This window comes from Hafnia alvei, assembly GCF_900095695.1.
Taxonomy (GTDB): domain Bacteria; phylum Pseudomonadota; class Gammaproteobacteria; order Enterobacterales; family Enterobacteriaceae; genus Hafnia; species Hafnia alvei_B.
The window spans coordinates 35537-47001 of record NZ_FMIQ01000011.1 but is presented as its reverse complement, the minus strand read 5'-3'; the positions used below and the strand labels follow the sequence as shown (position 1 = coordinate 47001).

Below are 11465 nucleotides of genomic sequence, written 5' to 3'. Positions count from 1 at the left end.
GTGATGTATGGGTATTCAGTACTGTGGTTATGTACATTGTATTTGAGTTTAGGCACTGCATTACCGCAAAGTACCGAAAAGCATTACTGTGCTCTAAGGTGGTTTGCGGTAATTTTTTGCCCCATATATGCCCCATCCACCTCAAATGCACGGGTTGTCATCGAACTCGCTCATCGTCATATCGTTGACTACATGCGTCACAACACCGAATATCTCAAATCCCGTCTCTTCATCAGCAAGCGTCACATCATCATAATTTTCCAACTTGGCTAGGCATGGCACCGGCATTGTCAGCAACCGACGCAATACGAACTCTCCGCAGAGGGACGCGACCACCACGCTTCCGTGGACCGGTCGCTTCGAACTGTCGATGACCAATAGCGCATCTTTGAGCACACCGGCGCTCGGACAATGATCTGGACACTTCATGAAGTATGTTGCATGCGGTGTTTTGATGCATAGCTCATCAAGGCTAATTGGTTTGTCTGCGTAGTCCGCTGCTGGGGATGGAAAGCCCATATGTCACCTATAAAATATACTGCTTATGCATACAGTACATTTATGGCGTAGGCGGTTGTGAAGGAGTACAGCGAAGAAATGTGGGAAGATTATGATTAAGAAGGGAATAAAAATGCATCTCATGAATCGAGACATAGCACAGATGTTACCCATGCAAGTGAAGGCTTCATGCGATCAATGGCTGATCAAATGTTTTTCAGGTGCTACACTAATAGGGTTTGTTTCCTTAACATTCAGCTGGCTACCACGCCTACATAGATAATTGGTATTGGCACGGTAATTTTAATAGCATAAAACTTAAACGTGTTTCTTGGTGACCAGAACTTATCACCTTTAATTACAATAATTTGGCATTGAAAAATGAAAAGAATCGAATCTTTAGATATTTTTAGAGGTATTTGTGCAATCCTAGTGATGTTTATACACATACGAGTATCTGGGACGGTGACGGAACTACCGATATCTAGAAATGCATATGCATTTGTAGATTTTTTCTTTATACTTAGCGGTTTTGTTATTGCAATGAAGTATACGAATACTTCTACAACTTTCAAAAATTACATAACAACTCGTTTTTTTAGAATATATCCTTTGTTTTTTGTTTTAATGACTGTGTCTGTAGTAAATGAATCATTAAAGTATATTGCAAACACAAAGCTAGGAATAGAATTTGGAGCAAGCCCATTCACTGGAGGTTCCTCTCCTGAGTTCATACCATATTATTACACACTAACACAGGCATGGCTTCCATGGGTTAAAAGTAATGGGTTCTTATACCCATCGTGGAGCATTAGCATTGAATTTTACATGTATATTGTTTTATGGGTGTTGATATCTCACAGATATTTTAAAGCATCTACAGTGATATTTTTGCTTGCATCATTGTCAATTGCAATTATTAACCATAGGGAATCATATCCAAACGATGTAATGAGAGGTATGATTTGCATCCCATTGGGCGCATTAGCTTTTTATATTAAAGACTATATAAAAAAGATGCCATACATGGAAATACCCATGATTATAGCCTGTTATTTTGCGGTGACTCAAGAATACAGTTTTAAGTTCATTGGAGTTTCAATTTCATTTTTCATCACGATAATAATATTCAGCCATGATTCTGGTGTTATTTCGAAAGTTATCATTAATAGATTTATGAAGTACCTTGGTAAATTATCTTACTCAATATACTTGTCTCACTCCATTGTTCTATATTTTTTCGTACTCATATCTATAATAATAGGTAAGGTTTTAGGATTGAACTTCAGCCACTACGAGGGGAGTTCAAGAATAATAGACTTTGGGAATGTTATATTTAATAATATTTTTATTCTCTTAGCGCTCATTTCAACTATATGTGTTTCGCACATTACAAATAAATACATTGAAGCGCCTTTCATGAAACTTGCAAAGAGAAATAAACTTAAAGCAGTTACGGAGTAACGTTATTTAATAAGAGGATGGTTGCAATCCTACAACCATCCAATTGATTATGGTATTGTCGTTATTGTATTTTGTTTCTTAATTATCCCACCAATAAAAGACGACCCGTTATAATATGTAGCGTTGCAATACTCAAAACCTGTTCCGGATGATGTCAATATATTTTCTGATGGCTGATAGAACCATATTCCATGAGGTAAAAAGTTACAGCCGGACTGCGTTGGAGATAATGAATAGCTTCCTATATTTCCATTGAAATCATAATATTTAAACCCACTACCAGAAGAGCCGTCGAATGAGCAGTTTGTTGACATTACGCACTGTAGCGCCGTGTTTGATGCAGAGGCAACAAGAACCCCACTACCGCCGAATGACATAAACTTACAGTTAATAATCCCAACACCTTGGATGTTTGCATTTATAACGCCATACAGGCAATCAACGCCAAAGGTATTATCTGAGATATACCCAGAGTAATGTCTAAATCCTGCTGTCCCCCTCAAGCATATTCCAGCATCACAATTAAAATCATTGTTAGCGAACTCAACCCTTACCTGCCCCAACCCGCTATTACTTCGGTATATATTTATTCCGTAGTTAAGGTTTTGGAATGTGCAGTTTTTAACCTCAATGAAATCGAGTTTAACGTTGAACAAGCTTAATCCAGCTGACTGATTGGCGAGGTGCGCCCCATTTACTGGGAATACAGTATCGGAGCCCGGAGTCGGTACCGTCATCAATGTTTTTGGGTTCAAGTATGGGTTTTTGCTTGTGCTGTAAAAATATACCCCATCAACTGATAAAACTGAAGAATCAATTACTTTAAATCCAGAAGCATTAAACGGCTTTGCCCCCGGAGATAGTTGAAGCCCAAATCGCTGTCCACCTTCTCTAATCTGCCACTGCCCCCCTCTAACCACTAGCCTTGTATTTCCAATAAATGATGATGAACCTTCTGATATTACCGAATTATCAAGATAAAGCACTGTGTTAGAGAATGCTGATATTAGTATATTACATTTTATTAAGTTATTTGATATTTGAATGTCATCGCAAAAAGCAAAAGCACCTATTCCTGTTTGTGATGATGTATTGTTGTTGTGCGCTTGACAGTGATAAACCGCGCTATGAAAGTATATACTCCAGTGATCTAGTGTGTACCATGAATTACCAATTATTGGTGATGATATCTGGTTATCATGAACATTCGCATAAGCGATCTGCTTATATATTGCTATATCAGAGTCACCAACGCCTGTGGAAGATATTTTATTGTGCGCTATTTCAGCTACTGAGCTTTGTATGCTAAAGCTGATTCTTGGCTGATCATTATCTAAATGATCTTTTGTTGTAATAACGTAGTCGTTGTGAATAAATCGAGAATTGTAACATCCATAGTGCATCTCAACAGTGCAATCTTTAAAATAACAATGCTCGATAACAAGATCAACTTGCGCGAGCCATAGGGTTCGGCGCGTTCCTTCAGTTGGAATTACGCTTACTTTTGAGAGAATAAATGGAGTTAAGTTACCAGTGCACTGCTGCCATTTTGATTTTCCAGATACAAGATTGACAACCAACGGCTCAGCAAGAATTGCTTCGCCAGCTGAGGTATGTCCGATGACTTTAACAACTTGAATATATTGTGATTGATATGAGTTAAGCGAACTAGTTAACGCAGCACCATCTATTGACCCGGGAGTAACTCCAGATGCTAATGCATCATCAATGCAAAAGGTATATCCATTATCAAACCTGATTAGCTGCCCTGTTCTGTCGATGCCGTCGAGCTTTATAACAGAAACACCAGCCCTGACAGATGCTGTTAATAGCACTGCAGTAGCAAAGTCGTATGGTACTGTAGATAGCCTCCCTCCAAGCATTAACGTCCCGCCCTTAAGGCCCTTAGAGCCGGCTGGTATCGTATAATTCACGGTCGTTGTTGCCACGGCACCAGATAAATCAACCTCATACCCCGTATTAAATGCAGCTGTTAACGCCTGCTCATCCGTGACTAGTTCATTCTGCCAATTTAAAAAATGGTTGTAAGCGAAGCCATTAAGGTTACCCAAAGCCTTCCAGTTGCTATCAATAACTTCACCTACCGCAATCACATGCGGCAAAGTGCCAAGATAGCTATAGAACCAACCTGTCACTGCATCCAGAACCACATCCGTTGGCGTGAACACCGTAACGCCTGCAGCAAATAGCCCTTTTTGGCTATGTTTAACTCCCTCATAGGAAATAATTTGCTGAGCGCTGCCGTCTCCAACGCTCAGCCACTTACCCTTCCCAATTCCACCGGAGTTATCGGGCGTAGACCCTGCAGGAACAGTTTTTGGATATGCCCCATCCCAGCGATAGTAGTTTCCATCGCCATCGGGGAGTTTCCACCTTAGGGCCTCATCAAGTGACGTTAATGTTGCCCCGTCCTGAAATGAATCAAGTGTCACGAAACCAAGGCTCTGAATGGCTTGTATAGCCATTCTATTAATTCCCTCGATCGTATAATGCTCCTTGCCAAATCTATCGATATAAACTTGCTCAGGAGATGTAACGAATTCGTCAATTTTTCCCGCGTTAAACTTAAGGTCGCGTGGTGATTCGCTTGGAACTGGTAGGTTGGTAGGAGTAGTGGCCATAATTTTTCCATAAAAAAACCCAGCGCGATGGCTGGGTTATTGAGAGTTGGCTTTAGTTAGACGTTATAGTCTGGTTTCGCGTCGAAATACTCGTCACAGGTCAGGGAGAATGTGCCGTCTGAGTTTGGTTTCTTGTCTGATACTCGCCAGCGCATGGCCTCCATTTCTGCGGTTGTGGCGATTACATAGCGGGATGGGGATTGAACGTTGTAGCCATCAAAGATATTGAGTGTGATGTTCGGCACCTCGGCTGTGAATCCAAACTTTGTGTCTGTGCGTGGGTATGCTCTGATTTTTTCCGTAGAGTTGCCGATCGAATCGGTTACCCTGACATACATGTCACCAGCGAAATTAATCTGCTCGCTAGTATCAAAGTTATTGCCGTTCCTCGCGACGATGTAACCAGCTTGCTGGTTTGTGTCGTATGTATCAGCGACAACAATCATCTCACCTGGTGAAACATACTCACCATCAGCGAGCGTCTTCATGTTCATCTTCATGCGTGAGCTGATAAGCCGGTTAACTTCCAGAAGCGCTCTATCCTCTGCTTGATATTCGTTTCTGCACCCGCTCAACGATATCTTCAACGGAGATAATGCCGCTTGCTCAACAATCCCTGTGTCTGTGATGCGGTATCGGATATAGGTTTTCTTGTTTGTTTTTGGACTGACATACTCAATTTCTACACCGTCGTATCCTCCGGGCATGGTCATGTCGTAACTGATTTTGTACTCATCAGAGACGAGGTTGGCACGATTGAATACAGCAGACGGGAACTCTTTGCGCTCGTCCCTTGCGAACGTAAGCACACCATCATCCCAGTACGCAATGACGCGGCCAGCGTTGCAGATAGCCTCGACACGATTGCCAAGCGATGTGTCCTCATCGTCAAACGTATAGTCAAAGTATCCAAGGCGCGGATCCGGTAATGACTGATAGATGCTGTAAAGCTCGTACAGGTCTATTGTGTCCGCTGGCTGCTTCCCTATCACTAGCCACTCATGAGTAACGGCATCGGCAAAGCTGCGTGACGGCCTGAGCGTGTAGTCAACTGTGCGAGTATTAATGTCATAGCTGATTGTGTGACGCGTAACGAGTGCGTTGTATTTGCGATCACGTGAGCTTGTAGCCTGTTCAGTAGCACGTACCGTTACCTTTACCAGCGTATCGTTCTGATAGGTCACATTCTTGCGGCGTGTTACTGAGTGCGCTTCGGCGATCTGCAGAAGATTGCTATCAGAACTGTTGTTAGTCTTTCGCAACTGGAAAGCATATCGCGCCTTACCATACAGAGGCGTGAACTTGAATGTGCCGTATATATAATCAGCCCGACTATCGCTAGCGTTGAAAACATAGCTTGAGTAGCTGTACTTCGGAGATATCCTATCGTTATCGTCATTTACAGCCCAATACTCAATCAAGAAGTCAGCGCCTTCGCGCTTACCAAGCTGCGCCTGCAGATGTACCCACAGTTCATCACCTTCGATTGCTGCGAAGTATGGCCCGGATATATTCCCTTTGTTTTCAGTCAGCGTGAATATCGTGTTATTGATTGTCGATCCAGATGGAATCTCGACAGGGCTGTTGATTGATGAAAGTTGGAATGTGAAGTAGTTAACAGGGTCAATAACTGCACCATCATCTGACTCAGTAGCCGAATCCAACGACGCTGAAAACGTGACATTCTCCGTCACATCACCTGATGCTAAATGACGTGTTACGTTGACGGTAACTTGCACTGGTAGAGGCTTAGGGATGTCATAGAAGTAATCAAAATCTGATGACTGCACGATTTTAACCGCGGCAGATGTACCAGTGATTGTTCCTGACACCACATCATTCGTTGTTGCCGTAGCGACTTGCTCGCTGTTGTCTTCGTTTGGCCCCAGCACTTCTTGCCCGTCAACATCATCAAATTCAAATCCCTGAATGATTTCTGGAATAACGGTACCGGGAGGATAAAACTGGTAACTTGCTCCGGCGATAGCTCCGAGGCTGGACTCTGAATAGCGCACGCTCTCAACCGTGTAGTTCCCGATCCCGAAATTCATCCACTCTGTGACGTACTTGATGTTGCCAGTAAATTCGAACATAGACTGCTGGATTAAGTCTGGGAATGAGCGAACCTGCCCATAAATATCAGGTCTAGCTTGATATGTGCGGGCGATATTTGTTTGACCGGTCAGCTTATTATTTGGGCTTTCTTTTGCGTTATTATCCGCAGAAGTCGAGAATGAAGGTTTAGGCGCTAAGAACGAGAATACTTTTGTGACGAGTTTGAATACTGGGCTCAGGATATCGCTGACTATGCTGCGCGGCTGATCGAATATCTGGATGCGATGTAGTTCTGTGAGTTCAAACGAAAGCTCGGTCTCCTCGTCTGCCACTTTGCCATTAATAACAATAACAATATCCTTGGCAAAGTCCTGTTGCTCTAACCAATTATAAAAGTTTGAGCCATTTGGCAGATCAATCCTTTCCTTCGGCACTCCCGGTAAGTGCTGTATTTCTAGAAGTGCCATAAGAATAAAACTCCACTTTAGTGAAAACTTTTTCCATTACACGCAGTTTGTCGAGCCTCACAGAGCCATTGAGGCCGCGGCTATGCAACGCCATACCGTTGAGCACTAAACCTACATGCTCAGCTCTACGCCCCATGTAGCCAACAAAAATGCCATCCTCGATGGGGACTTTCTCCCGCTGCCAAAACACCACTTCTTCTCTGTAGCAGGTAAGGAAATCACGGTTACTTTCATACCCAGCCTTGTGATGCACTTCTTTGCCGAGAACATGCCTGTAATACAGCGCGACTAGACCCCAGCAGTCACAAGATTCCATGGAACAGGCACGGTTAGCCCACGGAACGCCGATCATCCGTTTGATAAAGTCAGATTTAGTCATTTCTTATCCGATTTCGAGTCCGGGCCAATCTGCTGGGTCATACAGCAAGGCCACGTTTGTATTGAGTGGGTTTGTCATTGATAGAGAGACGTTGACGTTATCAGCATCGAGAGAACAGTCTTTTGTGTACAACGTCCATGCTTTAACCGCAGTTGTCATATCTTTGGAGTCAAACAAACGGTATGTGGTCGTTATCGGTTTGACTCGGCTATATGAACGCCAAGCTTTAAGTTGCTGCTTAAAGTCCTGAGCCAAACGACTGAACTTAACCGTCGAATCGATGATTGGCGTGCTGCTTTGCTGGCTTTCTGATAACTCGAATCGGCAAGGTTTGTACTCTACTCCGCCGAGCTTCTTCGGGAAGACTTGGTTATTGACTAGCTCAAAGCTACCGAAAGATACATGATGGAACTCAATGGTCTCGTAGATTATCCGGTTCGGGCGCTGAGCCCGATACTCTCTTAGCGTTGGCATTGTTATGGCACCCTCGGCAATGATTCCGGATCACGGTCATCAGGATAGCCAGTGACAATGATATCCAGCCAGCTAGCCCAAGGCGGCGGCAACTCGACAATGATGTCGTCAAACTCATCATCAGCGTTATTCAGCTTCCTGCAGATGACATCTCCAGACCAAGTAAAAATATTTCCCGTCTGGTTCCACGTGGGCCACGCCGTAAAATGCAGCTCCTGCAACTCTATGCCTGTGTCTCCAGTGCCATTGTTCAACCGCATTGAGAACCACTGGTTACAGTTATCCAGATAGTTCGGACTGCGCAGCCACTGCATGAATGCACGGTGCTGTGTGAACGTGAATATCCACTTGAGAGAGAATGACGTTTTTAAATCGTCGGTTAACTTCTGGAAGATTGGCGCGCCTACCAAAGGCTGATCTGTTCTGAATCCGGTATCTGTCGCCGGACTTTTGTCAGACTTCTGCGCCAGTGGCAGCCAATCAGGATATGGAATAGCCATCTTAGCCCCCCGTGGCGCGTGAAGTTGCTGTGGTATTGCGGGTTATCGCAGAATGCATAGGCCCTTTGTTATCCATGTCCATGACAAATGCCTGAATGGTGAGATTGTTGCCATCTTGCGATGTCTGAGCATCGAATGAGTGACTTCCCGATGTGTAATCGTTGAATACTACTGACACTTGAATGTTGCCGCCGCCACCGCTGGAAATGTCCTTATTGCTTATAACCGAGCCATTATCGCCCGGTATCATGTACTGACTGCCATTGCTGGCTCGGAAGATTTCAGGCATTCCTCCTTCACCGACCTGATACATAGATCCTGCAGATACTGGACCGCCATTTTTACGAGCCCCAGCAATTCCCACCGCGAGAGCACCAACCACCGCGCCGATACCAATCGCTGCCGCTCCACCTAATGTACTGATGGATGCAAGCATTGCTGCCGGTGTCCATGCCGCTGTTTGCGTCGCCGCTGCCGCTGCACCTGCCGTAGTTGTTGTGGCAATGCCCGCGGTCTGCGCTGCAGTAGAAGCCGCCACCGCGCCTACGGTTGCAGTTTGCCCCATGATTGCAGACTTAACCCAGTCGACTCCCATTTGAACAAATGAGTTTATTAGCTGGTTCACAACAGAGTTAGCTAAACCACGCATTGCATCGCTTACGCTTTCTGTTCCAGTTAGCATCCCAGCAAATGCGCTTGATGCGTTATTACCCAGTGCATCAAGAGAAGACGCTAGCATCTGATTAGCCTTACTTTGTTGAGAAAATAGCTCCCACTGCGCAGCCGTTCTCTGTGCTTCATACTCAGTGTTAGCAGCATTCATTAATGCCAGTCCATTGGCTGTGATAACTCCCTTCTTAGTTTCGAACTGCTGTATGAGAGCTAACTTTTTAGCATGTTCATTAGCTAACTGTTGGACAGGGTCTATCTGCCCTAATGCTTCCTGCTGTGGAGAAACTGCCTGCTGTGCGCGAATTTTCGCAATATTAGCTTGATGCGATTCTTCTAGTCGCTCCATTGTTTGGTTGTATTGCTCTTGGCTAATTTTTTTAGCTGAAAGAGCTGTATTTAAATCTTGTATATCCTGCTTATAGCTTGCGTTTTCTCTATTCTCAGGAAGAAGCTTCTCCGCTGCCGCCTGCGCTTTTATGGCGTTGGCCGTGTCCCATTTTGCAGCTGCATATTGACGGGCCTCCGCAATCTGCGACTCAGTAGCACCTTTTCCAAGTGACTGCTCCGCATTGAGCATCGCCTGCTCACGACTCAGTTTATTGGTTGAGTCAGCAGCGAGTTCTGACTGTTGTTTCAGGTTCGCCAGTTTTTGGGCAATAGAATCAGCCTGAGAAGCGCCTTTTTTACGCTCTGACTGAAGTGTCTTCTGCGCCTGTGTATTTTTGTACGTAGCGGCAGCGTCATCCTCCATCTGCTTAGCGTGAGGATCACCCTTCGCAAACCCTGCATCTTCTGCAGCATATTGCGCCTGCAATCGCGCGCGCGCCTCTCCCTGAAGCTTTGACAGCGCAAGATTACGCTCGGACTGCTTGATTAGGTTTTTCTGCCCTGAGGTTAGGTTGTCAGTTTCCTGCTTAAGCGCCGCCACGTTGCCTTTCGCAGTAACAGCCTCGCGCGACAGGTTAACCAACGTGCCAATGAATGCCGTTAACGCCGTCTGGCCTTTCTCAGTAGAGCTCTGTGTGTTCTGCAACTCCGCCGCAAGACGTTGCAAAGCCTCTGGAGTAGGGTTTTTAGCAATATCAGAAAGCTGCTTGCTGAACTCGAATGCTTTCTGCTCTGAGATGCCGAACTTATCTGCCACTGCCCCAACAGTATTGCCAATGCTCATCGTCGTAGCATTGAAAGCCTGTCCTGCTCCAAAAGCCTGCTTCATTGCCTGAGAGTAATCATCGGTCGTGATATTCAGGGCAGAAAGGCGATCGTTAAATCCATCAACCGAAGCGTATCCTCCGGAAAATGCAGAGAGCGCCTTGTCACCAAAGGAGAGAAGTGAGCTGGAAGCATCGCTAATCGCTTTCGGGATTTTGTTGATCGCCTCGTTGTATTCAAGAAGTGCTTGGTTGCGCATCAGCGTAGCAACCTCAGCATTCGTCTTGGCCAGCAGAGCATATTTATCTGACAGCGCGGCTACCCCGTTCTGGGAAACGGTAATAACCTTATCCATTGCCTCTGCTGCATCTTTAAGTGCATCCATGGCGTTTTTGCCGCCATTTAAAGATGTAATCAGCGTACCAGCGATGACTGTACCCAATGCAATGACGGCACCAATAACCGCTCCGCCGGGTCCGAACGCCCCCGCCAGCTGCGACCCCAGCTGTGAGAATGCTACAAGCGCAGATTGCCCACCTTGAACCTGTACAATAAAGTCCTGAACCTGATAACCAGCTTGTTGCATACTGGTTTTCCATTTTCCATGGCTTTTTGATCCAGTCTCTACCCCAGTCTTCATATCGAAAAGGCGACCAGTTAACTCGCCTATTTTTTGCTTCTCTTCATCAGAAGCTTTTGAGCCAGCTCTCAACTGAGCGGCAAGTACGGCAGCACTACGAGCGCCATTCTCCTGAGCTTCATCCAGTACCGCTAACTGATTACCTAGCGCTTCAATGATAGATTCGGCACGGCTAAATTCACTGCTGGCTCCCCCTGTACCGCTGCGAGCCTCTTCCATCGCTCTTGCAATACCACTGACGTTGGTGTTCAGCTTGCGCAACTGGTTGTCCATGGAGTTGGCGTAACCGGCAAGTTCTGTAAACGCAGATCCGGTTTGCGATGCACTCTGGTCTAGGTTATCCATCCCCTTTCCTGACTGCTGGGCGGCAGCATCTAATTTATCCAGAGCATCAATGGCCTGCTTCCCACCTTGCAGCAGAGGCTCAACGTCGGCGCTGATTTCATAAACGATGCTACCGGCACTTTTTTCACCTGCCATATTTTTCTCCAGGCAATAAAAAACCCCGCCGAAGCGAGGTTT

At 45.3% G+C, this 11465-nt stretch carries 8 protein-coding genes; 1 reads left to right on the top strand and 7 read right to left on the bottom strand.

What is annotated here, in order from left to right:
• Window positions 1–141: 141 nt before the first annotated feature.
• On the bottom strand, window positions 142–519 hold the full coding sequence (locus tag BN1044_RS04560) for a HumD family translesion DNA polymerase (RefSeq protein WP_072307733.1): 378 nt from the start codon (window positions 517–519) through the stop codon (window positions 142–144).
• Window positions 520–879: 360 nt separating this feature from the next.
• On the opposite strand from BN1044_RS04560, the gene BN1044_RS04555 reads away from it, so the two are divergent.
• A complete protein-coding gene (locus BN1044_RS04555) occupies window positions 880–1962 on the top strand; it encodes an acyltransferase family protein (protein WP_023281007.1) in 1083 nt (360 codons plus the stop codon).
• Window positions 1963–2009: 47 nt separating this feature from the next.
• On the opposite strand, the gene BN1044_RS04550 is transcribed toward BN1044_RS04555, so the two are convergent.
• From BN1044_RS04550 to BN1044_RS04525, 6 genes are read right to left on the bottom strand one after another with little or no spacing between them, the layout of a single operon-like run.
• On the bottom strand, window positions 2010–4604 hold the full coding sequence (locus BN1044_RS04550) for a tail fiber/spike domain-containing protein (RefSeq protein ID WP_072307732.1): 2595 nt from the start codon (window positions 4602–4604) through the stop codon (window positions 2010–2012).
• 56 nt (window positions 4605–4660) lie between these two features.
• On the bottom strand, window positions 4661–7126 hold the full coding sequence (locus BN1044_RS04545; RefSeq protein WP_072307731.1) for a host specificity factor TipJ family phage tail protein: 2466 nt from the start codon (window positions 7124–7126) through the stop codon (window positions 4661–4663).
• Window positions 7074–7505: an NlpC/P60 family protein gene (locus BN1044_RS04540; protein ID WP_072307730.1), complete on the bottom strand. Its 432-nt coding sequence runs from the start codon at window positions 7503–7505 to the stop codon at window positions 7074–7076. The genes BN1044_RS04545 and BN1044_RS04540 overlap by 53 nt, the downstream gene beginning before the upstream one ends.
• Window positions 7506–7508: 3 nt before the next feature.
• Window positions 7509–7979 (bottom strand): DUF1833 family protein, encoded by a 471-nt coding sequence (locus BN1044_RS04535; RefSeq protein WP_046360880.1) that lies wholly within the window; start codon window positions 7977–7979, stop codon window positions 7509–7511.
• A gap of 2 nt (window positions 7980–7981) precedes the next feature.
• Entirely contained in the window at window positions 7982–8479 is a 498-nt protein-coding gene (locus tag BN1044_RS04530) for a hypothetical protein (protein ID WP_072307729.1), read from the bottom strand.
• Between the two features lies 1 nt (window position 8480).
• The gene (locus BN1044_RS04525) at window positions 8481–11423 is read right to left on the bottom strand and encodes a tail protein (tape measure) (protein ID WP_072307728.1); all 2943 of its coding nucleotides are present in this window, start codon (window positions 11421–11423) and stop codon (window positions 8481–8483) included.
• Window positions 11424–11465 lie beyond the last annotated feature (42 nt).